Genomic DNA, 25,527 nt, shown 5'->3' with positions numbered 1-25,527 from the left:
TTAAAGAAGTTCTTTTTGGTAAAGATAATAGACTGGCCTTTATTTAATCAGCTTTTCGAAGGCTTATCCCCCGTCACTCTTGGCTCAGGTCTCTCGAAAGTTAACTTAGCCTTGAAAAAAAACGCTGACAAGTACTTTCTGGCTTGTCAGCGTCATTCTTTTAACTAAATTTGTTGAATATCACTAGTTTGTGACCTCAATCACACAACCTGCTGGGTCTTTTTCCAAGGCTAGCGGTAAAACTTCATCTAACCATTGGACAGGCTTAACATTTAAGTCACCGATAACGTTTGCAGGAATGTCTTCTAGATCACGTTCATTCTCTTTTGGAATGATCACCGTTTTAATACCACCACGGTGTGCTGCCAGAAGTTTCTCTTTCAAACCACCAATAGGCAATACTTCACCACGTAAGGTGATCTCACCAGTCATCGCTACATCAGCACGAACAGGATTACCCGTTAGGCTAGACACTAACGCTGTACACATTGCGATACCCGCACTTGGGCCATCTTTCGGTGTAGCACCTTCCGGTACGTGAACATGAATGTCACGCTTTTCGTAAAAATCAGAGTTAATACCCAGTTTCTCAGCACGAGAGCGTACCACCGTCATTGCCGCTTGAATCGACTCTTGCATCACATCACCTAAAGAACCGGTATAAGTCAGCTTACCTTTACCAATCATAGATTGTGTTTCAATCGTCAATAAGTCGCCACCAACTTCCGTCCAAGCAAGCCCTGTCACCTGACCGATACGATTATTGTCTTCAGCTTTACCGTAATCAAAACGTTGAACCCCTAAATATTCTTTTAGGTTATCCATTGTAACGGTGACTGATTTCAATTCTTTATTCAGCAGAATATTTTTCACCGCTTTACGGCAAACTTTTGAAATCTCACGCTCTAAGCTACGCACACCGGCTTCACGAGTGTAATAACGAATGATGCCAATGATCGCCGAATCATCAATAATAATTTCATTCGCTTTCAAACCATTGCGCTCAATTTGCTTATCCACTAAGTGACGTTTTGCAATATTAAGTTTTTCATCTTCGGTGTAACCGGAAAGACGAATCACTTCCATACGGTCAAGCAATGGGCCAGGAATATTCATTGAGTTCGAGGTCGCGACAAACATCACGTCAGACAAATCATAATCCACTTCCAGATAATGATCGTTAAACGAGTTGTTTTGTTCCGGATCGAGCACTTCTAATAATGCCGATGATGGGTCACCACGCATATCGGAAGCCATTTTGTCGATTTCATCTAACAGGAATAACGGGTTTTTCACGCCCACTTTCGACATTTTTTGGATCAATTTACCCGGCATCGAACCAATATAAGTACGACGGTGACCACGAATTTCAGCTTCATCACGCACGCCACCAAGTGCCATACGTGTGTATTGACGGCCAGTTGCCGCAGCAATAGAACGGCCTAATGAGGTTTTACCCACCCCCGGAGGCCCAACCAAACACAAGATCGGTCCTTTAAGCTTGTTAACGCGATTTTGTACCGCAAGATACTCAAGAATACGGTCTTTAACTCGCTCTAATCCATAGTGATCTTGATTTAAGATTTCTTCCGCTTTGGCTAAATCTTTTTTCACTTTAGAACGCTTGCTCCAAGGAACCCCAACCATCCAGTCAATGTAGCCACGGACAACCGTCGCTTCGGCTGACATCGGTGACATCATTTTTAATTTTTGAAGTTCTTGCTCGGTTTTTTCACGTGCTTCTTTTGGCATCTTAGCGGCTTCAATTTTCTTTTGCAGCGCTTCAAATTCGTCAGGAGCATCATCCATATCGCCGAGTTCTTTTTGAATAGCTTTCATTTGCTCATTCAAATAATACTCGCGCTGGGATTTTTCCATTTGCTTTTTAACACGGCCACGGATGCGTTTTTCAACTTGTAATAAGTCAATTTCCGATTCCATCATGCCCATCAGAAACTCAAGACGCTCTACTACATCCGTGATTTCAAGGACACGTTGCTTATCATTGAGTTTAAGTGGCATGTGAGCGGCGATAGTATCCGCAAGGCGCGCCGCTTCATCAATCCCATTCAATGAGGTCAGCACTTCTGGTGGGATCTTTTTATTGAGCTTAATAAAGCCTTCAAATTGATTAATTGCACTACGAACAATGACTTCTTGCTCACGCTCATCAATTTCTGGTGTGGTTAAATATTCCGCATCGGCCGTAAAGAATTCTTGATTAGAAAACGTGTGGACTTTGGCACGCTGTTGACCTTCAACGAGGACTTTAACGGTACCATCTGGCAATTTCAGTAATTGCAAAATCGTCGCAATTGTACCCGTTGAAAATAGGTCATCGATGTTCGGTTCATCGGTTTCCGCATCTTTTTGAGCCACTAATAAGACTTGCTTATTGGTTTCCATTGCGGTTTGAAGACATTGAATCGACTTTTCACGACCAACAAAAAGTGGAATAACCATGTGAGGGTAAACCACGACATCACGTAAGGGTAATACGGGAATCTCGATACGCTCGGAACGCTCCAAGTTCATATTATTCTCTCTATTCCGTTTGCACATTCATTGAAAAGTATATGGGGGCTATATTGCTAGATTCAATAACAAAATTAAAAAAGGAGGCCAAAAGCCTCCTTTAAATTAATATTTTAGTTTCTAGTCGAGTTATTCTGAGCTCGCAAGTTGATTTTCAGCGTTTTGATAAATCAACAAAGGTTCAGATTCACCCTTAATCACGGTTTCGTCGATCACTACTTTGGTGACATCTTTATTCGATGGCAACTCATACATAGTTTCAAGTAAAACGGATTCAAGAATTGAACGTAAACCACGTGCTCCGGTTTTGCGCTCCATCGCTTTCTTCGCAATGGCTTTTAACGCATCTTCACGGAATTCTAGCTCAGCACCTTCAAGATCAAACAACGCACCATATTGCTTAGTTAAGGCATTTTTAGGTTCACAAAGAATCTGGATTAATGCTTCTTCATCAAGCTCAGTTAGCGTGGTAGTGACTGGAAGACGACCGATAAACTCTGGGATCAAACCATATTTTACCAAATCTTCCGGCTCGACTTGTTTGAATAGCTCACCGGCACTTTTCGCTTCGTCTTTACTACGAACTTCAGCACCAAAACCAATTCCTGTACCAACCGCCACACGTTGTTCAATCACTTTATCTAGGCCCGCAAACGCGCCACCACAGATAAATAAGATCTTAGACGTATCAACTTGCAAGAATTCTTGTTGAGGATGCTTACGACCACCTTGTGGTGGCACTGATGCTACGGTTCCTTCAACAAGTTTCAATAATGCTTGTTGTACACCTTCACCCGAAACGTCACGTGTGATTGATGGGTTTTCAGCCTTACGAGAAATCTTATCGATCTCATCAATGTACACAATACCACGCTCGGCTTTAGCTACATCGTAATCGCATTTCTGCAGCAGCTTCTGAATGATATTTTCAACATCTTCACCCACATAACCCGCTTCGGTTAATGTGGTTGCGTCCGCCATCGTAAACGGTACATCAAGAAAACGAGCCAATGTCTCGGCTAATAATGTTTTACCACTACCCGTTGGACCAATCAACAAGATATTACTTTTGCCAAGTTCCACACCGTCTTTGGTTTTATCGCCATTACGTAAGCGTTTATAGTGGTTATATACCGCTACTGATAACACTTTCTTCGCGTAATCTTGGCCGATAACATAATCGTCTAAGTGCGCGCGAATTTCTTTTGGTGTAGGAAGTGCTTCTGATTCTTTCTTCGGAATCACATCCTTCACTTCTTCACGAATGATATCGTTGCATAAATCGACGCATTCATCACATACGTAAACGGAAGGACCTGCGATCAGCTTACGAACCTCATGCTGGCTTTTACCGCAGAAAGAGCAATACAGAAGTTTAGTACTTCCACCCTCTTTGCTTTTATCTGTCATTCGCTAACCTCTTAGCCTTTAATTCTTTCTTTCAGTCTATAACAATTTTGCTGACTATGCTTGTGGCAATTAAACGGCTCTTTCAACACAGCAGCAAACTGTAAAGCGATTGGCAGACTTATCATGAAAAGGTTTCAACCAATATCTCTGATAAGCCCGCAAACCATTAAGCTGGGCGCTTATCTAATACTGCGTCAACCAAGCCATAATCAACAGATTGTTGAGCAGACATGAAGTTATCACGATCAGTATCACGCTCAATCACTTCAAGTGGTTGGCCTGTATGTTCTGATAATAAATTATTTAAGCGCTGTTTAATGGTTAAAATTTCTTGTGCGTGAATCTGAATATCAGAAGCCTGACCTTGGAAGCCACCTAATGGTTGGTGAATCATCACGCGAGAGTTAGGCAAACAGAAACGTTTCCCTTTTGCGCCACCCGCCAACAAGAACGCACCCATAGAACATGCTTGTCCCATACATACTGTGCTCACGTTTGGCTTAATAAATTGCATAGTATCGTAAATTGACATACCAGCAGTAACAGAACCACCTGGTGAGTTAATATACAAAAAGATATCTTTGTCTGGACTTTCTGACTCTAAAAATAGTAATTGAGCAACCACTAGATTTGCCATGTGATCTTCAACTTGGCCGGTCAAAAAGATAATGCGTTCTTTCAATAAGCGAGAATAGATATCATAAGAACGTTCACCACGAGAAGTTTGCTCTACCACCATTGGCACAAGCGCATCAACAATTGGAGACATTGTATTATTTTCTTGGTAGCTCATTTCGCTTTCCCTGTAGTAGATAGGTTTATCAACCTGAATTGATTACTAAAATAATAAACAAGATAAGTTAATCATAAACCTAGATGCTTACCAATACCATTTCATTGAATCGCCAGATAAAAATAGATTAGCAAGCTAAAAAATAAAATGGCTCGTATGATCCACTCCAAAATGTAGAGACCATATCGAGCCATTGGTAACAGAAGAACTAAAACACTGTCAACTCTTCTGCTCAGCGCAGCCTGATTTCACTTAATATTTGAGTGATTAAGCAGGTTGTTGCTGGTTCATTAACTCATTAAAGCTAACTTCTTTTTCAGAAACTTTTGCTTTAGCGATGATTGCATCAATAGCTTGATCTTCTAGCGCTACGTTGCGAATGTTATTCATCATTTGCTCGTTTTGCTCGTAGTAAGCGATTACTTCAGATGGATCTTCGTACGCTGTTGCCATTTCTTCGATCAGTGCTTTTACGCGCTCGTCGTCAGCTTTAAGGTCTTCAGATTTGATCACTTCACCTAACAATAGGCCAACTTTAACGCGACGTGCTGCTTGCTCTTCAAACAATTCACGTGGAAGTTGAGCTGCTGCTTCAGGGTTGCCACCAAAACGTTGAGCCGCTTGTTGACGTAGCACTTGGATTTCTTGATCGATAAGTGCAGAAGGTACGTCCATCTCGTTTTGTTCAACCAGACCATTGATCGCTTGCTCTTTAATACGGTTTTTAACCGCTTGTTTAAGCTCACGTTCCATGTTTTTACGTACTTCAACTTTCAGTGCGTCAACGCCGCCTTCAGTTACGCCGAACTTAGAAACAAATTCGTCTGTTAGCTCAGGAAGTTCACGAGTTTCAACTTTGTTCAGTTTGATATCAAACTTCGCTGCTTTACCTTTTAGGTTTTCAGCGTGGTAATCTTCTGGGAAGTTCACATCAATTGAGAATTCTTCACCTGCTTTCTTACCTAGAATGCCATCTTCAAAACCAGGAATCATGCGACCTTGGCCCATTTCAAGAGGGAAGCCTTCTGCTTTACCACCTTCAAATGCTTCACCGTCGATGTAACCAACGAAATCGATAGTTGCACGGCTTGTTTCGCTTACAGCTTCTTCAACTTCAGCCCAAGTAGACTGTTGTTTACGAAGTGTTTCTAGCATTTCAGCAACGTCTTCATCTTTTACTTCTACCGCTGGTTTTTCAACTGCGATGCTTTCAAGACCTTTAAGTTCAACTTCTGGGTAAACTTCAAAAGTTGCTGTGAAAACAAGATCTTTGCCTGCTTCATTTTCAACTGGAGCAAACGTTGGTGCGCCTGCTGGGTTGATTTTTTCTTTAACGATGCTTTCAATAAAGTGGCGTTGCATCACTTCACCCATCACATCTTGACGTACTGCTTTGCCGTACATTTGTGCAACCATCTTCATCGGTACTTTACCTTTACGGAAACCATCAAAACGACGGTTTTTCGCGATGTTGCGCAATTCAGCTGTTACTGCATCTTCAATGTTAGCAGCAGGAACAGTAATAGTAAGACGGCGCTCTAGGCCTTCTAGATTTTCAACAGTAGCTTGCATTATTTATAAACCTCAAAACTGGCTCAGTAAGTATGAGCGTATGAGCTAATCTAAACCTTTAGGGAAAGGATTAGCTTCACTCCTTGTGTTGTATCCAATATGGACACATAAAATTATGAGCATCAATCAACCTAAATCGGCAAGATTGCCCACTGATTAATTGAACTAATGAGTGAAACCTTCTTCATTTTTACAACAGATAACATCTTAAATAGAAAAATAAAGAAAAAGGCCTCTCCTATTAGTCTCAGGATAAAATTCAGACGCGCCATTCTAGCGGCATGAGTTAAGCCTGTCGAGTCAAGTCCTAAATTCTCATGTACTCATTCTCTGGTTTTTTATTCAGTAGGGAGAATGATCACGTTTCATAGGTGGGGACATTCTATTTTTTTTCAAGACTCCAGGATGAATTTTTCATTTGAGTGATTAAAAATAGAGCACACCATCGGTTGTAACCCCTTTGAGTGAGCAGGTTATTCATTGCCATCTTTAACGACGCCCGCCCATTCGACCACCTAAACCACCGCCACCAAATGAAGGTCGGTTAATCGTCGGCCTGACTGCTGGTCGTGTGGTGGGTCTTTGTAAAGTGGGACGATCCGCGCTTTGCCAACGGTTTTTTAATTGTTGTTTTTGTTCTGTCGTTAGCGGTGAATGGGTTTCATTATTGGTTGCCGCTTCCAATACTTTAGGGTTTTCAGACATTTGCTGGCGTATTGATTCGCGCTTTTCGGTAATGGTTTGTTGCTGCTGCGGTGATAATGAATCAAATTTAGTTTGAAAATCATTTTTTAATGCCGAAATATCTGGCCCATCGCCCTCTTGCCAATTTTTGACTTTGTCTTTAATTTCGGCTTGTTTATCTGGATCTAAGGTATGCCACCAGTTAGTAACGGCTTGTTTAAATTCACCCTCGTTGTGACAGCAATCGGGGTACACATAATCTTGATAAAACCAATAATCACCATACCACCAGCTATCAGTGTAATAATAACTCATCGAGGAGGACGGCGAGCTGGAGCAGCCAACCAGCACTAATAAAACACTTCCCCATATCATCAAACCTGACTGAAATAATGGTTTTAACGTCTTCAAAAACATCCTATCTCTCCTCAATCACTTTCCGTGTACATGAGTGATACAAATGCGCTCATATAATCGCTAACTTTAGGAAGCCAAAGCCCATCTAACAGACAGTCAAATCGGCTTGGCTGAATTTCCATTAACTTTAAATAAGACCTTAACCCTAAGATTGCAAGGCCTTAAAACTCGAGTGTTATTGCCCCTTTTTTCTGATCAATTTTTCATACCAAAGAGGGTGATGATGCTTAATGTGTTCTAAAGATAACTTACCGTCACCAAACATGGAGCGCAGACCTTCCCGATTAATTGGAAATACTGCAAAATAAATATGCGCTACCATCATGATGCAAAGCAAAACAAAACACACTGCATGTAAACTACGCAACCATTCTTGTACATCCAATGAAAATTGACCGCGGAACATCAAAATAATACCCGACACAGCAATGCCAAGTGTGCAACCAATAATCGCCCACGCCATTAATTTTTGCGCCACATTGTATTTACCAATCTTGCCATGTTTGAAAGTAGTATAGGTAAAGACCACCTCTTTAATACCAGAAATCAAAGCACCAATAGTCCATTTATCTTCTGGCCATATTTGCCAATTTTTGATGTCTTTAAGCATCACGATCACAAATGGTATTGAAGACAACACAAACATTAATGCTATTATACGGTGTAGCATTCGAGCCGTATTAATCCCATCAGCCAAAATGATACTATTTGCCCCTGTGAGAAAATCATATGGCACTGCATATAAATATCCTAACCAAGTAAAATTATGCGAGAACACAGGCAAACCAGTTATAGTTAAAAAAAACATAAAATGAATAATATGTTTATGATACCAACGCTGTACACCCGTGAAAGCCTGAACTTGCTTATCATTTTTCATCATTCCTCTCCTTAAACTCAGCTTGCTGAACCAGATTCTTACGCTGAGTAAAGTAAAATAGGCCATGTAATGCTAGCGCTCCTGCAGTTACACCGACGCCGACACCAGACCAATCTTTGACCACACTTCGAATCTGCATACCTATTTCTTTTGGGTTTTCAGGAATTAAATACTCATTTTGATAAACTTTAGGGGCTATGGTTAACCAATGTAATCTTCCAACATAACTATTAGGTGCTTCTTCACCATATAGCACTATTTTTTGTTGTAGGGATTTCTCATAATGAGCTTTTCGATGACGCCCTTCCGCAATCATTTCTTCACGTGAACCCGATTGCAATGCCCCAGTTGGACACGCCGACACACACGCTTGTGGCAAACCATTTTCAATTCTGTCATAACAGCCAATACATTTGCTCGCTTTATTAGTTTGGGGATCGTATTGCGGTACATTGTAAGGGCACACATCAACGCAGGTTTGACAACCTACGCATGCTTTTTCATTAATCACTATTTCCCCTCCAGGACGACGCTCAATGGCATGGCTTGGACAATGCTGTAAGCAAGGAGCATTTTCACAATGTTGACAATGATGAAACCCAACAATTGTACGCGCATTAGGGTATTCACCCACCTCATGATTTACCGGGGTTAAATAATAGGTATCACTGCCTTTTGAATTCATCGAAACGGCGATATGCTTATTTGAATCACGCTGTTGACGAAGTCGATTTTCACTACTGCATGCTGACATGCAAGCAAAGCAATTGATACAATCAATTGCATCATATAAAATCACATTGCTCATGCTTGGATCCTCTCAATTTTTAAAACAATATCTTGTGGCGTGTGCGTTTTTACTCCCGGCGCTAAACGAGTATGCCCAAATTGGTTAACGTTAATCCCACTAGCCGCCGCATATTCCAATTTTTGTTTAGGACCATATAGGCCATTACCTGCACAGAAATAAGTGAATATCACTTCAGGATGAATGGTTTGACGAATTTCTAAGGTCGCGGTTTGTAAATCTGATTTATCATCTTTAGACCAGATCGCTACTTCATCACCAGACTTTAAACCTAACAATGTTGCACGTTGAGTATTAATAAATACTCGACTAAATTGCGTTAAATTTTGAAGATGATGCAAAATGGCATTGTCGCGCGCTTGTGCACCAGTAAAGCTACCTAGTGGTGAAAAACCTGTAACAGGAATGAACTCATTATCTTTGACCTTTCCTTTCTCTTGAATCCAAGCAGGCGGTAATTGCACGTTGAGGGGCGAGGCATGATCAACATTTTTATAACCTGGTTGATTCTGCTTAATCGATGACCACATATTGAATAACTGAGTACTAAAAAGTTCATATCGCTGTGTGGGTGTTACAGCAATAAGCGGATGCTCTTTTTCAAAACCACTCCAGCCACCAGCACGCTCTAATTCATCTAGAGATTTTGGTAAAGTTTGACGTTCAGCCTCAGTTAAACCCATGACACCAAACAGTTGTTTTTCTTTAGTTGCCGCTAAACCAGTTTCTGCCAACTCAGCAAAATAAGTTTGATAATCGGAATCGTTTAATGTTCGTTTTGCTAATTGAGTTAAGATCCAATAACCTGACTTAGAGTCAAATAATGGTTCTACAGCCTTTTGGTGCACACCGATAACAGGAACTAAAGTTTTATAATCAGCGCCAAGAGGTTCATCTCGTTCAAGATAAGTACAATCCGGCAAGATTACATCGGCGTACATCAAGGTATCATTCCAAAAAGGAGAAACACCGACAATATTGGGAATGGTTTCAAGCATTGAAGCAATGTCTACTCCGCCAGTCGTTCCTCCTAATAAGTTATTACCCCATAAAAACAGCATTTCTGGTTTTTGCGGCATATCTTGGTGATATGCCTTTTCGATAAGTGCACGATGTGAAGAAGAATTTACCCCCCAACTATCTTGATCGTTTTCCTTAAACCACTGAGTAAATGCATTGACACCAGGCGCAGGTGCTATTAATGGCATACCTAATTTCGCATTTTTATTAACTAAAATTCCGCCTTTTTCACCGAAAGTGCCGAGCAATAAATTCAACTGAAGTGCTGCTAATTGAGCTCGTAAATCAGAGCTATGACGAGAAAAACGGTAACCAACTTCCACAAAGCATTGTGGCATAGTATCACTAAGGCGTTTTGCTACCGAGGCCACTTGAGCCTCAGTCATACCACTCTCGTCAAGTAAATCATTCATTGATAATGCGAGTAGAGATCGACTCCAAACAACCCATGCTGTTGTAACGGTTTGACCATTAAATTGCCATTCACCATTTAATTCTGCCACGGTCACATCATATTTTTTCACAACTTTTTGAGAGTTTTTATCAAATACCCAATAATTGGGTGTTGCATCAACTGGAGCAAACGTTTTTGCATCTACCAGCATATCCGCATTAGTTTTTTCAGCTAATGATGCCCAATTAACCCGATTATCCTTGACTAAGGATTGCATGACAGCCATTAAAAATGCACTGTCAGTACCAGGTCGAATAGGCAACCAATCTGCATAAGATTGGCCTAATTCATTTGGGCGGCGAGGATCAACAATAGTAAACGGTACACCATTTTTTTGTGCATTAGCAAAGAGCTTTGACCAACCATAACCAATCACTGCACCGCCGGGATTTTTTCCTATAATCACTCCATATTTAGCGTTCTCCCAATCGGAAGTAAATGCTCCAGCACCACCTTTACCAAATACCATTTGTTGAGCAAAAGCCGTACTTTTCCAACAAGTATCAGCATAATCAACAATATTATTAGTTCCTAACAAGTGAAACCAACTTTTGTCGTACAATGGAGCTGAACTATAGCGGTAAAGGTAGTATAAACGTTCAATTTTATCTTGAGATTTCAGTTCATTTATAGAGTCAGCTACGCGATTTAATGCTTCATCCCAAGACGCTGGACGAAATTCACCTCGTCCACGCTCTCCGGTACGAATTAATGGTGTTTTAATTCGGTCTTGGCTGTATAACGCAGCAAGACCTGCTCGCCCCCGACCACAAACACCGGCATATTTATTAATAGGGTTATTTTCAATACGTACTACCTGACCATCTATTACTACAGCAAAAGCAGGACACATTTGTGCGCACATGCGACACATAACGGGAATACGCTTTTCCCCCATAAAGACCGCAGAAGACACATTTAAGGTAGAGTTTGATGAGGATATTGAATTAGCCAATGAAGTAGCTGGCATAAAAATTGCCGCGCTCCCCAATAAAGAAGCACTTTTTAGAAATGAGCGCCGGCTGTGATTAACATTAGATTTCATTGCTCTTCCATCTTTGAATAATTATTATACAAAGATGTACCACTACCCCTAAAGGGGTATTGTGATCGAAGTCAAATGTAACCAAAAGTAATAGAAGCAATATGATATTGTCTGAAGTCGATCAACATTATCCACTTTTTATTCATGGGTTACAGTATTCTTTATGCCGGTTCCAGCATCTTTTAGCAGATCTATCGGTGACAAGATAACGCCTTTTACTGCTCCTTGAGCTGCTTGCTTCGATAATTGCTCACTTTTATCCATCAAACTATCAACTTTAGCCAACATCGGAGGAACGGCTTCACGTAATTGCGCAGATTCGGCCAATACCTTAGGCAAGACATCGGTTCTCACCGCCTGCACTTCATCCAACACTTTCGGGATCGTTTGGTTAATATTCTCAGCAGTGTTATTAACAGCCTTGACCGTGGTGTTGACTTTATCTACGGTCTGGTTGATATCTTGCGCGGTTTTTAAGGCCTCTGGCGTCACATCAGCAAACTTATTTGCCACCATTAACCACTCATCCACTTTCAACGTTTCCGCAGTTTTAGAAATATCATTGAGTAATTGAGGGTACTTATCCACTACTGTCGTGACCGTCGCAGTAAAATGGTAAATGGTGTACCCCAAATAAAAAATCGATACGGCTAAAATAGTTTGAATCAACATTCCTAAACGCGCCATACACTTCCCTTTAACTAAAAATAATACTCAAAGTATACAAGCTAAGTCATCAATACAAGTAACAAACTCAGTCATTGAATAAGCAGCCTCAGTTGCGAATAACGAGAAGTCAGCAGGTTAGACTCATTATGAGTGACACTGTTATTCGCAATTGAGGTTAAATAAAATTAAGGTGAAATAAAAAGCCCTCAGCACGCTTTCTCGTTGAAAGTATCCTGAGGGCGATGTATTTCTATCTTGTTTACCTAAATGGATTTAACCTTTAAATACTGGCAATATCCCGAGCATCGCTAAAAAGTGGAATACGGCTGTCGCTACGCCAAACAGTAAGATCAAGTACGGCACAATATTTCCACCGGCAACCATAAAGCCTTGATGCCCATCTTTACGCTGACGAGATTTCAACGCTAACAAGGCTGGGATAATACATGTCCATACCGTCGCAGCCGCTCCCGCATAGCCAATCGCCAAAATAAAACCAAATGGGAATAGCAGTGACAACACCAATGGTGGCATAAACGTCACCGCCCAAGTTTTACTGCGGCCTGATTTGCTACGATTATCAAAACGGAACAAGTCGGCAATATAGTCGAAAACGCCTAAGCCAACGCCAATGAAAGAAGATAAAATCGCTGAAACAGAAAAGATATTAATGGCTTGCGAAACTTTCTCCGAAGCGACTACAGAACCTAACGCCGCCAGTAAAACGTCCACATTACCGTCTTTCTCAATCACAGGGCCAAAGGAATCACGAGATAAATGGCCAAAAATACTCACTAACCACACCACGTATAACAATAAGGCAATCGATGTACCGCCTAAAATAGCGTATTTCGCTTTACGTTCTTCCCCATAATAAGAGCGCATCGAAGCCACTGAGTGATGATAACCAAAAGAAGTTAATGCGATAGGAAGTAATGCCATTGCATATTTTGCGTATTGGCTGTTTTGGCTCACGGCATCGGTCAGTTTAGAGAGATCCACTTGCACAGTTAATCCAAACACACCAAAGACAAAGCTCAATAACATGATACCAATCAATACCACAGAAATACGGTCAACGGCACGAGTAGAGTGCCACACCACACTCGAGGCTAGAAAAACAAACAAGATTGAAGCGGTCTTACTTTCTAAGCCTAGTGAGCCTTGCAAAATCAAACCAAACGATGTGGTATAAGCATATAATAAAATCCCGCCGACGAAATAGACAGTTAAGTTATTAAAAGCATTAACCTTTTCACCTAATAAATCGGATGTAACGGTATTAAAAGAAACGTTCAGATCATAGTGTTTAAAGGCTTCTAATAATAACCAACCAGACACCGTCATCACCAGCATAGTCAATGCGATCGCAGCAATTGACCAAAATGTCCATGCGCCCGCTCCTGCACTGGGTAAGCCAAGCATACCTGCGCCGACACAAACACTTGCAATAATACAAGCACCACCAACCAATGAAGGTTGTTTTGCTGTTGCTGTTGCTGTTACGGTTGTCATATTGAATTCTCTTTACGCTAAATTAAGTACAGTGGCACTTAAAAACAAACAAGCATCGAGCGAAGAAGCTAGGAAGTGGTTTGAAATGCTACTACGGCGATTCAAACGCTAAAACTAGGATTCAAAAGCTGTGCTACCAAATTTCTATGCTGATGATGGGCTCATCATAACGACTTCTTTCGGACTAGTAAACTAGTTAACTGGTACAAAGTTTAAATAATGATAGATATCGCTCTCATTTTTAGCGCTTTTTTGGCACTTCAGTCTATTTTCTTTTGATTTAAATCAATAAACATTAAGATGCATTCTAAATACCACTTAAAGACAATAGCACATCTAAAGGTAGCGTTTATCATGATGGCTTTCATCTATTCAATGAGGCAAGATCATGAACATGTCCTGTGGTGCAACCAATTTAACGCCAGCTCAGTTAACCGAATTAACCCAGTTGCCAGCAGATAAGCTTGCTGACTTAATGGAATCGACCCACCATGAGTATATTCGTGAGTTTGGCCCTCAATTAATTGAAATGGCAGATAAATTATTACGTGTTCATGGCGAAGATTCGGCACTTATTCGTCAATTCACACCTTTAATTCATGCTCTCGTTGAAGATTTAACCCCGCACTTATTTAAAGAAGAGCAGATTTTATTCCCAGCCATTCGTAACCTTGCACAAGGTACATCAGAGCCCACTTGTTTTGGTCATATCGGTAATCCTATCCGCGTCATGACCCACGAACACCACGAAGCAGAGCGTATCATGCTTGCCTTACAACAACTCACCCAACACTTCCAAGCACCCGCAGAGGCTTGTCAGACTTGGCAACGTTGTTATCAATTGTGCGCCGAATTTTGCCAAGATCTAATTAACCATATTCATGTTGAAGATACGATCTTGTTCCCAACCGCCATTGAATTAGCGGAATAAATTACCCAACGGAATGTCGACGGGCGATCTCTTCATCAACCCAAAGCAGTAATTGTTTGATCGCCTTTGATAACACTCGATTTTGACGCACGATATAACCTAAACTGGTGGTCGGAAACTGTGGCAACGGGGTGACTGTCGTCGTTAAATGACTTTTGGTTGATAAAGAAAACTCCGGCACTATCGCAATACCAAAACCTGCTTCAGCCCAATCAATTTGTGCATCAACACTACCGACTTCCATGATTCGATAATTCGGTAATTTCAAACTCGGCAGTGCGCTATCTAGCAAATCCCGCGTTCGAGTATCGTGGCCCAACAAGATGAGCGTGGGTTGCTCTCCATGTTCATACTCCCCATCCTGCCATCTTGTTAAATGCTGGCCTAACGCGCACCACTTTACTTGTTGTAACTCCGTAAAATGCAGCGGCTCGCTTTCTTTTTGAGCGATCACAAACCCCAAATCGGCATCGGCACTTTTGACTAAATTGGAAGCTTGAGAGGAGGTGGTATTCAGCAGTGAGAAATCAATTCCCGGAAACTGCTTTTTAAATAGCTGAAACGGACCAATCAATAATAAACGCGAAATAATGTCACTGGCGGCAATGGTTAACGAACCTTGCTGCAAATCATTGATCGCATCCAAATCAGACTGACAAACCTGTAGCTCCCACAGCGCTTTTTGACCCGAAGCCAGCAGCCGCTCTCCTGCCTGCGTTAAATGGAAAGGGTTACGTTCAACTAACTTTACTTTGGTTGCCTGTTCCAAGTTTTTGATATGCAAACTGACATTGGGTTGAGTCATATTTAAAGCATGAGCCGTTTTACCAAAATGCTTTAAATCCGCTAAAGTCACAAAGGTTTTTAACCAATGAATATCTAACATTTGATGTCCTGATTTAGACGAAATTTATACAGGAATATTATCATAAGGCATTTACTGCTCATATGAATACCTTATCAGGATAATAATTATAATTAATTTCTCTTATCCAGATGAGCTGCGTACTATGACTACTCAAATCAATTTGGAGAATAAATTATGCCATCGATTGTTGTTGTAGGTGCTAACTGGGGTGATGAAGGGAAAGGTCGTATTGTTGACTTTTTAGCCGAAGAGGCGGCTGCGAGTATTCGTTTTCAAGGCGGAAATAACGCAGGCCATACGGTAGTAAACCAATTTGGTACATTTAAATTACACCAGCTACCGAGTGGTATTTTTAATCCAAACTGTACCGCTGTTCTTGGCCCAGGCATGGTCATTAGCCCTGCGGCGTTAACCGAAGAAATCGCAGAAGTAAAAGCTGCCGGAGTGGAAGTGAAATTATGCATTTCTGACCGTGCTACTTTGTGTCTACCGCTTCATGCGCTTGAAGATACACTAGAAGAACAACGCTTAGGTGATGCTGCTTATGGCTCAACCCGCCAAGGTATTGCACCAGCATACGGCGACCGTGTCATGAAAAAAGGCATTTTAGTGGGTTGGTTAAATCAACCAGAAGTGCTTAAACAACGCATCCAATTCCTACTTGATTGGAAAATGCCACAATTAAAAGCCCTCTACCCTAGCTGTGATTTTTCACAAACGGCTGAAGAAATGGCGGCGTGGTTATTAGAAGTCACCGCTGAATGGCGTCCTTTCATTTGTAATGTCACGGAACCTCTAAAAGCATTACAACAAAAAAACCAAAATCTATTATTTGAAGCGCAATTGGGCGCTGGTCGAGATTTAGTTTACGGTGAATACCCATTTACTACGTCATCTAATGTAACTGCTGCGTACGCAGGTATTGGTAGTGGCTTACCGGCTCTTCGCCCTGAACGCATTGTTGCTGTCGCCAAATCATTCAGCTCATCAGTGGGCACAGGCACTTTGGTTACCGCAATGGAAGAGCAAGATAGCTTCCGCGAAGCGGCAAATGAATTCGGAGCAGTAACCGGTCGTCCACGTGATATGGGATACTTTGACGCCGTCGCAACCCGTAATGGCGTTGAATTACAAGCGGCTACTGAAATCGCACTGACTAAAATTGATTGCCTATCTGGCATGAAAGATCTAAAGATCTGTGTCGCTTATGATGGTGATCACAGTGAAAACCCAATTTGGCCTCAAACTTCCGCGTTAAAACCGGTTTATGAATCAATGCCTGGTTGGGATGAAGACATCACAGGTTGCCGCACATTTGAGAGCCTACCTGCCGCAGCCCAACATTATGTCAAACGTATTGAAGACTTAATGGGTGTGCCAGTTTCTATGGTTTCTGTCGGTCCAGAACGTGAGCAAATGATCATTCGTTAATCTAATTTAATGAGATTAGCTATTTAAGTACTGCAATCGACCTAATATAACCCCCAGATAACTAAGCTGTTATCTGGGGGTTCTTTTTCTCTCCGCTTTTTACTTTCAGCCTTTGCTTCAATAAATACGGCATAAAATGAATGCAGCATAAAATATTCAATATCATATCCAGCCAGCTAAACTATCAATAAATAAGACGGCAATAAATAAGTCATAAATAAATCAACACTGATAAAACGAAAAAAACCTCACAAACACGAAGTTTATGAGGCTTTTTTCTCAATATGGCACGCCCTACAGGATTCGAACCTGTGACCACCTGCTTAGAAGGCAGGTGCTCTATCCAGCTGAGCTAAGGGCGCTTTAAGTGGAGGATTATACGAGATGGGTGAGTGAGGTCAATCGCTTTGTGTCGGATTGTGGTTTAAGTGTTGAAAAAAAAGGCATTTCATAAGCAATTATCCCCACTTTTAATCCACTTAATAAAATTGATTGCATAACCACCCAAAAGCAAACGTTTGCGTTGTGGATATTACAGCATTTTTTTGCGACAATACGCCGCAAATCTAGTACGTCTAGTCACATGAGGAATGTAAGGAAAACCATGGCCGCTCAAATTATTGATGGAAAGTTAATTTCACAAACTGTTCGTTCTGAAGTCAAAGCTCGTGTTCAAGCTCGCGTTGCAGCCGGTTTACGTGCACCAGGCTTAGCTGTCGTCTTGGTCGGCAGTGATCCAGCCTCTCAAGTTTATGTCGGAAGCAAACGCCGCGCTTGCGAAGAAGTTGGATTCGTTTCTAAATCCTTTGATTTCCCAGCAACGACATCGGAAGAAGAATTATTGTCCGTGGTTGAACAACTCAACAATGATCCTGAGATCGATGGCATCTTAGTACAGCTTCCTCTTCCGGCTGGTATTGATAGCACCAAAATTTTAGAGACAATTCATCCAGAAAAAGACGTGGATGGTTTCCACCCTTACAATGTGGGTCGTCTATGCCAACGCATTCCTAAATTACGTTCGTGTACGCCAAAAGGTATTATGACGTTATTAGAGCGCTATAATATTGATACACATGGAAAACATGCCGTGATAGTCGGCGCGTCTAACATTGTTGGCCGCCCTATGACGCTTGAATTACTCCTTTCCGGTTGTACCACAACTACTTGTCACCGTTTCACAAAAGATTTAGAGAGCCACATTCGCCAAGCCGATATCTTGGTCGTCGCGGTTGGGAAGCCTAACTTTATTCCTGGTGCTTGGATTAAAAAAGGCGCGGTAGTGATCGATGTCGGTATAAACCGTATGGACAATGGTAAGCTAATCGGTGATGTGGAATATGATGTGGCAAAAGAAAATGCCAGCCACATTACTCCTGTTCCTGGCGGCGTAGGTCCTATGACGGTCGCAAGCTTAATTGAAAACACCATGTACGCTTGTGAGAATTTTTCCCAATAATGTCAATATAGATGCCATTTCAAACATCTAAAACTTATCAGTAACTGAATATTCTCAACTACTCTACCCTCAATAGCTACATGATATTGAGGGTTTAATTTCAGATACCATTCCAGTTTATGCTCATCCCCACCAATCAATAGGTGATTTGAGTGGTATGTCGTACTGTTAAATTCTCAGGCAGCGTATGTGAACGACGCCATTGCTTGGGTGAGACACCAAACATACGTTTAAATTCTCGGCTAAATTGCGAGGCACTTTCATATCCAACATCCATAGCCACAATACTTACATTCTCTCCACCAGCTAACCTAACGGCTGCCGTATTTAATCGCATAGACTTTACAAATTGAATCGGAGACATACTAGTGGCTTGCTTAAACTTACGATGTAATACCGCTCGACTCATGCTAGCCTGTGAAACAATATCATCGATAGTGACAGTGCTGTGTAATTGTGACGACAAATATTCGATCACTTTGGCAATATCATTATCAACCCCCAAAGTACGCCTTATCGAAACTCCAGCCTGCCCTTTTAATACCGTATAATACAGCTCACGCATGCGACCATTAGCTAATATCGCCATATCGTCGGGATGATCCATCAATTGTAAAAGTCGTAGTAATGCTTCAGAGAACCCATTATCCCAATCAGAAAGCGCAAACCCTACAGGTACAGCCTCAACAAGAGTTTTATCAATGCCGCGGATAACACTTTCTAATTCGAGCACCAACTGTGTCATGATTTGGGTATCTAATGAAATATAAATACCTAATAAAGGATTATCAGATGAAGCGGTTGGTGTACCGGTTTCCAAAGGCATTGCCATCGAACAGCACATATATTTATTACTATCATACACATAACGTTTTCCGTTCAGTATTGCTTCTTTAGCCCCACTGACAATCGCCACAATCGATGGTTCATAGATTGCAGGTGAACAAAGAATAGGATGGCTTATCTTGAAAAATTTTACTCCCTTTATACCCGAGTCAATCATGCCATCTTCATCAATACTCTGGTCAATATAGTCTTTAATCATTTGAGGATACATGCCAATTCCTATTGCTATTTTATTGTTTTTCAAACTAGCACTGCGTCTATGAAGACTCAAGATAATGAGACAAATAGGCAAGTATTAAAGATTTTTACACCTCGTTTTAGACCACTTTGAGATTTATATTCAATTCCATAAATTCATAATCCTTTAAAACTCACGCGACAAGGAACTCAATCAATGAACAAGACAATACCATTTGCTCCCCAAGGCTGGACACCTGAACGCTTGGAGTCTTTAAGTAAAAAAACCTATATCATCACGGGGGCTAATAGTGGAGTGGGTTATCAAGCAACACGGATTCTCTTATCGAAAGGAGCGCAAGTAATCATGCTCAATCGTAATAGGCAAAAATCAATTGAGGCGGTCATAAAGCTCAAAACAGAATTCGGTGAAGCTTGTGAAATCTCTTACTTACAAATGGATCTGGCTAATATGGCAACAATTCGAGAAGCGGCAACTCAATTGCTAAATACCGTCCCTCGAATTGACGCCCTAATATGTAATGCTGCAGTCGCTCAAATTGCAAAGCAGACATTCACCGTAGATGGTTTTGAAAGTCAACTAGGGGTAAACCATTATGGGCACTTCTTATTATGCGGGTTATTATTTCCCCGTTTAGAAGAATCACATGGGCGTATTGTAGTCGTATCCAGTGAAGGTCATAAGCTGGGTCTGAAAACGATACAATTTGATGATATGAATTGGAGCCATAATTATCACCCGAATAAAGTGTATAGCCATAGCAAGCTCGCACAAATGATGTTCGCCTATCAATTACAAAACAGAATCACTGCAGAAAATAAAAATGTCTCCGTGTATGTGTGTCATCCCGGTGCATCAAATACCTCATTGATTCGTGAAAGTGCTAACGTCATAACTCGCATAACCTGGTCCCTTATGGTTAAGATTGGCCTAGCACAAACTGCTGAAAGAGGAGCCTATCCAGAGGTGATGTGTGCCACTGAAAACAACCTGGAACAACGTGCTTATTATGGACCAACAGGCATGATGAATTTTGGGGGCCCCGTTGGCATATGCAAACTAGAATCTTTTGTATTAACCCCAGAGGTATTAACAAGATTATGGGCATTATCTGAAAAAGAAACGGGAATAACATGGCCACAATAAATACATGACCATAATAAATTTAACGACCAGAAAATTAACAACTTGAAGACTTAGCAGAGTTTTATCTTAATTAAATGGGGTTAAGTTACGGCCCTTTTCATCATCATTCAGCAAAGACGTAATATGTTCTATTGTTTGCTTCCAAACAACATTCGATAATTCAAGTGCAGATAATGCCATTAACCCTTCATAAAGTAGCATTAATAAGAGTGTCACAATAACAAGTCTAACCTTCTGATATATAAATGATAAAAATATCTATCAGGTACCTAAGGTTGATTACTTTTTCTCAATGCTGCAATTTGTGATGGATAACAAGGCAAAATCATAAGTCAATAGTTGGCCTATTGCGTTGATTTTAAAGAAGTTAGATGCCCAAAGTACGGTATTGAGTGACTTCTAGTTATCCGCAGCTGAGGTTAATTATATGATCAGAAGTTGCGTAGGGAAAAGGCAGCCAGTTTTCACCCACTGCCTTTAGTTTTTTGTATTTTAACCACTTAAGATTCTATACCCGACAGCTTTTCTTCTGTTTTGTTAGGTGACACTTTTCTTTTTCCACCAAATAACTTCATCACACCGACATAAAACATCGGTACAAAAAAGATAGCTAAAAAGGTCGCTGTTAGCATTCCGCCAATAACGGAAGTACCAATGGCATGACGCGAATTAGCCCCAGCTCCAGTACTGGTTGCTAAGGGTAATACACCCAAAATAAATGCGAATGATGTCATCAATATTGGTCTTAAACGCATACGACAAGCTTCTAATGTTGCCTCCATTAGTCCCAAACCCTTTTCATGCAAGTCTTTGGCAAACTCCACAATCAATATGGCATTTTTAGCGGATAAGCCTATAGTCGTTAAGAGTCCCACTTGTAAGTAAACATCATTTTCCAAGCCACGTACCATCGTCGCAGCTAAAGCACCTAAAATACCCAATGGAACCACCAAAATAACCGCCATTGGTATTGTCCAGCTTTCATATAAAGCCGCTAAACTTAAAAATACAATCAACATTGATAATGCATATAACATGGGTGCCTGATCGCCAGACTCTCTTTCTTGATATGACATTCCCGTCCAACTCACCGCGACCCCATCAGGCAATGTTTTTGCAATATTTTCAATCGCTTTCATCGCATCCCCTGTACTGTAACCAGGAGCGGATTCTCCGAGAATCTCGACCGCAGAATTACCATTATAGCGCTGCAAATTCGGTGAACCGACTCCCCAATGAGTATGAGTAAAGGCATTGAAAGGTACCATTTTTCCTTCATTATTACGCACATACCATTGATTTAAATCATCAGGTGTCATTCGATATGGAGCATCAGCTTGAATATAAACACGCTTAATTCGACCTTGATCGATAAAATCATTCACATAAGCCGAGCCCCATGCCATTGATAATGTTTGATTAATATCATTAATACTGACACCTAATGCCTTCGCCTTTTCATAATCCAAATCTATGTAGAATTGCGCTTGATCGCTCAAGCCATTAGGACGTACTTTTTGTAACGCTGGGTTCTGATTCGCTGCTTGCAGTAGCATGTTACGCGCTTGCATCAACTTATCATGCCCAAGGCCTGCTCGGTCTTCGAGATACAAGTCAAAGCCACTTGCCTGCCCTAATTCACGAATTGCCGGAGGGTTGACCGCAAAAATAACCCCTTCATTATTTTGACTAAAATGTCGCATCGCTCTTCCAATAATCGAATTGACATCTTGTCCTGGCTTCGTTCTTTCTGACCAATCTTTTAATTCCAAAAATCCCATAGCCGCATTTTGGCTTTTACCTACAAAACTAAAGCCAGAGACTTGGAAGAAGGACTTCACTGTATCTTTTTCATTTTCTACAAAGTATTGACGAACATCTGCCATCACTTTTTCAGTCCGCTCTAAGGTAGCCCCTGTTGGCAATTGCACCATTACCATGAAGTTACCTTGATCTTCATCAGGTAAAAAACTCGAAGGAATAGAAGTGAACATCCAGCCAATCAATGGCAATATCACGATATAAATCACAAATGCACGCTTCGGACGACTTAACATCTTGTGTACACCATTGGTGTATTTTTCACTTGAACGTTTAAAGTGACGGTTAAACCATCCAAAGAATCCAGTGGTTTTTTCTCCATGTTGCGGCTTCAGCATGGTGGCACATAATGCCGGTGTAAAGATCATGGCGACAATCACTGATAGCACCATCGATGAAACAATTGTTAATGAAAACTGACGATAAATAGCCCCAGTAGAACCACTCATAAATGCCATCGGCACAAAAACAGCCGAAAGTACCATCGCTACCCCAATCAAAGCGCCGGTAATTTCTCCCATAGCTTTACGTGTAGCTTGCAATGGTGGCAGTTTATCTTCTGCCATTACACGTTCGACATTCTCAACCACGACAATAGCATCATCCACTAGCAAACCGATGGCTAATACCATACCAAACATAGTTAAAGTATTGATGCTAAAGCCCATGAAGGACATCACACCAAAAGTTCCTAATAAAACCACAGGCACTGCAATAGTTGGAATCAAAGTTGCCCGCCAATTTTGCAAGAACAGCAGCATAACTAAAAAGACTAGGACAACGGCTTCCACTAAGGTATGCAATACTTCTTTAATAGAAATTTTGACAAAGGGCACGGTATCTAGTGCTTTTACGACTTTCAAGCCCGCAGGCATGGACTTTTCTAGCTCAGCCAATTTAGCATCAACTAATTTTTGTGTTTCAATCGCATTTGCCCCAGTGGCAAGTTTAATCGCAATACCAGATGCACCTTGCCCATTGTAACGAGCAAGCACACTGAGATCTTCACCATTTAATTCAACTCTAGCGACATCTTTGACTCGAACTTGCGACCCATCTGATCGAACTTTAAGCAAAATATTCTTAAATTGATCCACGTTTTCTAGACGATTTTGCGCCGTGATGGTGGCATTAATCTGTTGCCCAGGTATTGATGGTGCTCCACCAATTTGCCCCACTGTGACTTCCGTATTTTGAGCTTCAATGGCTTGATAAACATCAAGCGGTGTTAACTGATAACTGGTTAATTTTGCCGGATCTAACCACAAGCGCATTGCATATTGTGAGCCAAAGACCTGCACATCACCGACCCCATTAATTCGGCTAAGTGGATCACTGATATTAGAGCTAACGTAATCTTGAATATCACTTTGATTCATACTGCCATCGGTAGAAATAAATCCAATTACCGACATAAATGACGATGAACTTTTTCGTACACTAAGCCCTTGCTTTTGCACTTCACTTGGCAACTGGCTCATTGCTTGTTGTAACTGGTTTTGTACCTGTACTTGGGCAATATCAGGATCGGTACCTAGAGCAAACGTTAAGGTTACCGTCACCGTACCGGATGAACTGCTTGAGGAAGACATATACAACAAGTTATCCAACCCCGTCATATTTTGCTCAATGACTTGTGTCACGGAATCTTCTGCAGTTTTCGCCGATGCCCCAGGATAGATCGCATTTATCTGCACGGCGGGTGGCGCAATCGTTGGGTATTGTTGAACGGGTAAATTCATCACAGACAACACACCAGCCAGCATAATTAAAATCGCAACGACCCAAGAAAATATTGGGCGGTCTATAAAAAATCTCACCATGGTTTTATCCCTATTTCTGTGTCGTGTTCATATCATGATTCTTGTCAGACACTACTTGAACAGGAGTACCAGGACGGATTTTAATTAAATTACTCGTAATGACTTGGTCACCATCTTTTAGGCCAGATTCAATAACCCATTTATTTCCCTTCACTGTTGCACCAGTGGTCACTGGGCGTATTGCCGCTTTACCGTCTTCCACAACGTATACCGTGGCTTGTCCACCCTGACCGAAATTCACCACAGCCTGAGATAAGGTATACATCGGCTTTTGGTCAGCTATCACAATACTCGCACGGACAAACATGCCTGGTAATAACACAGCATCTGGATTTGGTATTTTAGCACGTAAGGTCACACTTCCTGTTGTAGTATCAACCCGCGTTCCGGAAAACGTCAATATTCCAGATTGGTCATATTCTGTACCATCTTCTAATTTCAGTGTGACTTTAGGATTGCTATGAGCGCCTAAACTTTTCTTAATTTTGGCCATAGAAAGTGAAGATTGCGTCATATCCACATAAATAGGATCTAGAGGTTGGATTGTTGTCAAAGCGGTTGATTGATTTGCAGTTACCAATGCACCTTCAGTGACATTTGAAATATCAATGCGCCCGGAAATCGGAGCCGTTACTTTGGTATATGAAAGAGAGATTTTTGCATTATCGAGTGCGGCTTGTGCAACTGCCGACTGAGCTTTCGCTTGCTGCCACTTACCTTCTGCTGTGTCATAATCTTCTTGGCTAATTAATTTACGTTTCACCAAATCTTGATAGCGCAACGCCGTTTTACGAGAGACAGATTCATCCGCTTTTGCTTTCAATAATGCTGCTTGAGCGCTATTTAAGTCCGCTTGATAAGGAGCGGGATCAATTTGATAAAGCACATCTCCTTGCTGTACCGTTTGACCTTCTTCAAAGAAACGTTTTTGTAAAATGCCAGTGACTTGAGGTCGGACTTCAGATACGCGAGTGGCAATCACTCTGGCAGGAAGCTCAGTATTCATCGTGATTGGTGTTTTGGCCATCGTGACAACATTAACCGGCAAAGAGTGCGATGCCATGACTTGTTGAGACTTCGACGTTTGAGAATCACACCCAGTGATTCCCACGACTAACACAACGGATAATAATCCCACATTAAAACGATTAACAAGCATATTGATGTCTCGATATTGTTTGGATAACATTCAGAAAATAAA

At 41.3% G+C, this 25,527-nt stretch carries 19 protein-coding genes and 1 tRNA gene; 4 read left to right on the top strand and 16 right to left on the bottom strand.

Going from position 1 to position 25,527, the window contains the following annotated elements; genetic code table 11:
• Positions 1-183: 183 nt before the first annotated feature.
• The 10 genes from lon to VCA1004_RS04185 form a co-directional block, all read right to left on the bottom strand.
• The gene (gene lon / locus VCA1004_RS04230; protein WP_086982854.1) at positions 184-2,535 is read right to left on the bottom strand and encodes an endopeptidase La; all 2,352 of its coding nucleotides are present in this window, start codon (positions 2,533-2,535) and stop codon (positions 184-186) included.
• Positions 2,536-2,664: 129 nt separating this feature from the next.
• A complete protein-coding gene (gene clpX / locus VCA1004_RS04225) occupies positions 2,665-3,945 on the bottom strand; it encodes an ATP-dependent protease ATP-binding subunit ClpX (RefSeq protein ID WP_086982852.1) in 1,281 nt (426 codons plus the stop codon).
• A gap of 166 nt (positions 3,946-4,111) precedes the next feature.
• Entirely contained in the window at positions 4,112-4,738 is a 627-nt protein-coding gene (gene clpP / locus VCA1004_RS04220; protein WP_086982850.1) for an ATP-dependent Clp endopeptidase proteolytic subunit ClpP, read from the bottom strand.
• Between the two features lie 267 nt (positions 4,739-5,005).
• Positions 5,006-6,310 (bottom strand): trigger factor, encoded by a 1,305-nt coding sequence (gene tig / locus VCA1004_RS04215; RefSeq protein ID WP_086982847.1) that lies wholly within the window; start codon positions 6,308-6,310, stop codon positions 5,006-5,008.
• Positions 6,311-6,799: 489 nt separating this feature from the next.
• Entirely contained in the window at positions 6,800-7,411 is a 612-nt protein-coding gene (locus tag VCA1004_RS04210; RefSeq protein ID WP_086982845.1) for a hypothetical protein, read from the bottom strand.
• A 175-nt stretch (positions 7,412-7,586) separates the two neighbouring features.
• Positions 7,587-8,294 carry a cytochrome b/b6 domain-containing protein gene (locus tag VCA1004_RS04205; RefSeq protein ID WP_164520821.1) on the bottom strand — a complete coding sequence of 236 codons (708 nt, stop codon included), beginning with the start codon at positions 8,292-8,294 and terminating at the stop codon, positions 7,587-7,589.
• On the bottom strand, positions 8,281-9,099 hold the full coding sequence (locus VCA1004_RS04200) for a 4Fe-4S dicluster domain-containing protein (protein ID WP_086982840.1): 819 nt from the start codon (positions 9,097-9,099) through the stop codon (positions 8,281-8,283). The genes VCA1004_RS04205 and VCA1004_RS04200 overlap by 14 nt, the downstream gene beginning before the upstream one ends.
• Complete coding sequence (locus VCA1004_RS04195) at positions 9,096-11,618, bottom strand: molybdopterin-containing oxidoreductase family protein (protein WP_086982838.1); 2,523 nt, start codon at positions 11,616-11,618, stop codon at positions 9,096-9,098. The genes VCA1004_RS04200 and VCA1004_RS04195 overlap by 4 nt, the downstream gene beginning before the upstream one ends.
• Before the next feature lie 138 nt (positions 11,619-11,756).
• Positions 11,757-12,305 carry a hypothetical protein gene (locus VCA1004_RS04190; RefSeq protein WP_086982836.1) on the bottom strand — a complete coding sequence of 183 codons (549 nt, stop codon included), beginning with the start codon at positions 12,303-12,305 and terminating at the stop codon, positions 11,757-11,759.
• A gap of 255 nt (positions 12,306-12,560) precedes the next feature.
• The gene (locus VCA1004_RS04185; protein WP_086982833.1) at positions 12,561-13,802 is read right to left on the bottom strand and encodes an aromatic amino acid transporter; all 1,242 of its coding nucleotides are present in this window, start codon (positions 13,800-13,802) and stop codon (positions 12,561-12,563) included.
• 388 nt (positions 13,803-14,190) lie between these two features.
• Between VCA1004_RS04185 and VCA1004_RS04180 the strand changes: the two genes are divergently transcribed.
• A complete protein-coding gene (locus tag VCA1004_RS04180; protein ID WP_086982831.1) occupies positions 14,191-14,733 on the top strand; it encodes a hemerythrin domain-containing protein in 543 nt (180 codons plus the stop codon).
• A gap of 1 nt (position 14,734) precedes the next feature.
• On the opposite strand, the gene VCA1004_RS04175 is transcribed toward VCA1004_RS04180, so the two are convergent.
• On the bottom strand, positions 14,735-15,619 hold the full coding sequence (locus VCA1004_RS04175; RefSeq protein WP_086982829.1) for a LysR family transcriptional regulator: 885 nt from the start codon (positions 15,617-15,619) through the stop codon (positions 14,735-14,737).
• A gap of 156 nt (positions 15,620-15,775) precedes the next feature.
• Here VCA1004_RS04175 and VCA1004_RS04170 point away from each other — a divergent pair, with 156 nt between their 5' ends.
• Positions 15,776-17,032 carry an adenylosuccinate synthase gene (locus VCA1004_RS04170; RefSeq protein ID WP_086982828.1) on the top strand — a complete coding sequence of 419 codons (1,257 nt, stop codon included), beginning with the start codon at positions 15,776-15,778 and terminating at the stop codon, positions 17,030-17,032.
• Between the two features lie 285 nt (positions 17,033-17,317).
• Here the strand turns inward: VCA1004_RS04170 and VCA1004_RS04165 are convergent.
• Positions 17,318-17,394 (bottom strand) — tRNA-Arg (locus VCA1004_RS04165).
• A gap of 242 nt (positions 17,395-17,636) precedes the next feature.
• Between VCA1004_RS04165 and folD the strand changes: the two genes are divergently transcribed.
• The gene (gene folD / locus VCA1004_RS04160; protein WP_086982826.1) at positions 17,637-18,491 is read left to right on the top strand and encodes a bifunctional methylenetetrahydrofolate dehydrogenase/methenyltetrahydrofolate cyclohydrolase FolD; all 855 of its coding nucleotides are present in this window, start codon (positions 17,637-17,639) and stop codon (positions 18,489-18,491) included.
• Positions 18,492-18,627: 136 nt separating this feature from the next.
• Here folD and VCA1004_RS04155 read toward each other — a convergent pair whose 3' ends face one another.
• A complete protein-coding gene (locus VCA1004_RS04155) occupies positions 18,628-19,548 on the bottom strand; it encodes an AraC family transcriptional regulator (RefSeq protein ID WP_086982824.1) in 921 nt (306 codons plus the stop codon).
• A gap of 183 nt (positions 19,549-19,731) precedes the next feature.
• On the opposite strand from VCA1004_RS04155, the gene VCA1004_RS04150 reads away from it, so the two are divergent.
• Complete coding sequence (locus tag VCA1004_RS04150; protein ID WP_086982822.1) at positions 19,732-20,682, top strand: SDR family oxidoreductase; 951 nt, start codon at positions 19,732-19,734, stop codon at positions 20,680-20,682.
• 66 nt (positions 20,683-20,748) lie between these two features.
• On the opposite strand, the gene VCA1004_RS15175 is transcribed toward VCA1004_RS04150, so the two are convergent.
• From VCA1004_RS15175 to VCA1004_RS04140, 3 genes are all read right to left on the bottom strand, one after another.
• Positions 20,749-20,898 carry a hypothetical protein gene (locus VCA1004_RS15175; protein WP_164520820.1) on the bottom strand — a complete coding sequence of 50 codons (150 nt, stop codon included), beginning with the start codon at positions 20,896-20,898 and terminating at the stop codon, positions 20,749-20,751.
• A gap of 284 nt (positions 20,899-21,182) precedes the next feature.
• Positions 21,183-24,326, bottom strand: a complete 3,144-nt coding sequence (locus VCA1004_RS04145; RefSeq protein ID WP_086982820.1) for an efflux RND transporter permease subunit — start codon at positions 24,324-24,326, stop codon at positions 21,183-21,185.
• A gap of 10 nt (positions 24,327-24,336) precedes the next feature.
• Positions 24,337-25,485 (bottom strand): efflux RND transporter periplasmic adaptor subunit, encoded by a 1,149-nt coding sequence (locus VCA1004_RS04140; protein WP_164520819.1) that lies wholly within the window; start codon positions 25,483-25,485, stop codon positions 24,337-24,339.
• Positions 25,486-25,527 lie beyond the last annotated feature (42 nt).

The sequence above is a fragment of the Vibrio aphrogenes genome (genome assembly GCF_002157735.2).
GTDB classification, from domain to species: Bacteria; Pseudomonadota; Gammaproteobacteria; order Enterobacterales; family Vibrionaceae; genus Vibrio; species Vibrio aphrogenes.
Note: the sequence above shows the minus strand (reverse complement) of the source record. Positions and strands in the feature narration are given on the sequence as shown.

Bases quoted from the DNA above. Each gene is read 5' to 3' on its own strand.
- lon (WP_086982854.1), bottom strand. From the start codon at position 2,535: ATGAACTTGGAGCGTTCCGAGCGTATCGAGATTCCCGTATTACCCTTA.
- clpX (WP_086982852.1), bottom strand. From the start codon at position 3,945: ATGACAGATAAAAGCAAAGAGGGTGGAAGTACTAAACTTCTGTATTGC.
- clpP (WP_086982850.1), bottom strand. From the start codon at position 4,738: ATGAGCTACCAAGAAAATAATACAATGTCTCCAATTGTTGATGCGCTT.
- tig (WP_086982847.1), bottom strand. From the start codon at position 6,310: ATGCAAGCTACTGTTGAAAATCTAGAAGGCCTAGAGCGCCGTCTTACT.
- VCA1004_RS04210 (WP_086982845.1), bottom strand. From the start codon at position 7,411: ATGTTTTTGAAGACGTTAAAACCATTATTTCAGTCAGGTTTGATGATA.
- VCA1004_RS04205 (WP_164520821.1), bottom strand. From the start codon at position 8,294: ATGATGAAAAATGATAAGCAAGTTCAGGCTTTCACGGGTGTACAGCGT.
- VCA1004_RS04200 (WP_086982840.1), bottom strand. From the start codon at position 9,099: ATGAGCAATGTGATTTTATATGATGCAATTGATTGTATCAATTGCTTT.
- VCA1004_RS04195 (WP_086982838.1), bottom strand. From the start codon at position 11,618: ATGAAATCTAATGTTAATCACAGCCGGCGCTCATTTCTAAAAAGTGCT.
- VCA1004_RS04190 (WP_086982836.1), bottom strand. From the start codon at position 12,305: ATGGCGCGTTTAGGAATGTTGATTCAAACTATTTTAGCCGTATCGATT.
- VCA1004_RS04185 (WP_086982833.1), bottom strand. From the start codon at position 13,802: ATGACAACCGTAACAGCAACAGCAACAGCAAAACAACCTTCATTGGTT.
- VCA1004_RS04180 (WP_086982831.1), top strand. From the start codon at position 14,191: ATGAACATGTCCTGTGGTGCAACCAATTTAACGCCAGCTCAGTTAACC.
- VCA1004_RS04175 (WP_086982829.1), bottom strand. From the start codon at position 15,619: ATGTTAGATATTCATTGGTTAAAAACCTTTGTGACTTTAGCGGATTTA.
- VCA1004_RS04170 (WP_086982828.1), top strand. From the start codon at position 15,776: ATGCCATCGATTGTTGTTGTAGGTGCTAACTGGGGTGATGAAGGGAAA.
- folD (WP_086982826.1), top strand. From the start codon at position 17,637: ATGGCCGCTCAAATTATTGATGGAAAGTTAATTTCACAAACTGTTCGT.
- VCA1004_RS04155 (WP_086982824.1), bottom strand. From the start codon at position 19,548: ATGTATCCTCAAATGATTAAAGACTATATTGACCAGAGTATTGATGAA.
- VCA1004_RS04150 (WP_086982822.1), top strand. From the start codon at position 19,732: ATGAACAAGACAATACCATTTGCTCCCCAAGGCTGGACACCTGAACGC.
- VCA1004_RS04145 (WP_086982820.1), bottom strand. From the start codon at position 24,326: ATGGTGAGATTTTTTATAGACCGCCCAATATTTTCTTGGGTCGTTGCG.
- VCA1004_RS04140 (WP_164520819.1), bottom strand. From the start codon at position 25,485: ATGCTTGTTAATCGTTTTAATGTGGGATTATTATCCGTTGTGTTAGTC.